The organism is Bacillus pseudomycoides DSM 12442 (assembly GCF_000161455.1).
Taxonomy (GTDB): Bacteria; Bacillota; Bacilli; order Bacillales; family Bacillaceae_G; genus Bacillus_A; species Bacillus_A pseudomycoides.
The window spans coordinates 643,184-643,454 of record NZ_CM000745.1 but is presented as its reverse complement, the minus strand read 5'-3'; the positions used below and the strand labels follow the sequence as shown (position 1 = coordinate 643,454).

Annotated in this window: 3 tRNA genes; all 3 read left to right on the top strand. The window is 50.6% G+C overall.

Annotated elements, in window-relative coordinates:
• Window positions 1–4 precede the first annotated feature (4 nt).
• The 3 genes from BPMYX0001_RS03230 (at window position 5) to BPMYX0001_RS03220 (ending at window position 254) form a co-directional block, all read left to right on the top strand.
• Window positions 5–88, top strand: a tRNA-Tyr gene (locus BPMYX0001_RS03230).
• Between the two features lie 11 nt (window positions 89–99).
• Window positions 100–174: transfer RNA gene (locus BPMYX0001_RS03225), tRNA-Gln, on the top strand.
• Between the two features lie 4 nt (window positions 175–178).
• Window positions 179–254: transfer RNA gene (locus BPMYX0001_RS03220), tRNA-Lys, on the top strand.
• Window positions 255–271: the final 17 nt, after the last annotated feature.

Genomic DNA, 271 nt, shown 5'->3' with positions numbered 1-271 from the left:
TGTCGGAGGGGTAGCGAAGTGGCTAAACGCGGCGGACTGTAAATCCGCTCCTTCGGGTTCGGCAGTTCGAATCTGCCCCCCTCCACCATTCTTAATTAATGGGCTATAGCCAAGCGGTAAGGCAACGGACTTTGACTCCGTCATGCGCTGGTTCGAATCCAGCTAGCCCAGCCATTAAGAGCCATTAGCTCAGTTGGTAGAGCATCTGACTTTTAATCAGAGGGTCGAAGGTTCGAGTCCTTCATGGCTCACCATTCTTTAAAAAAATATG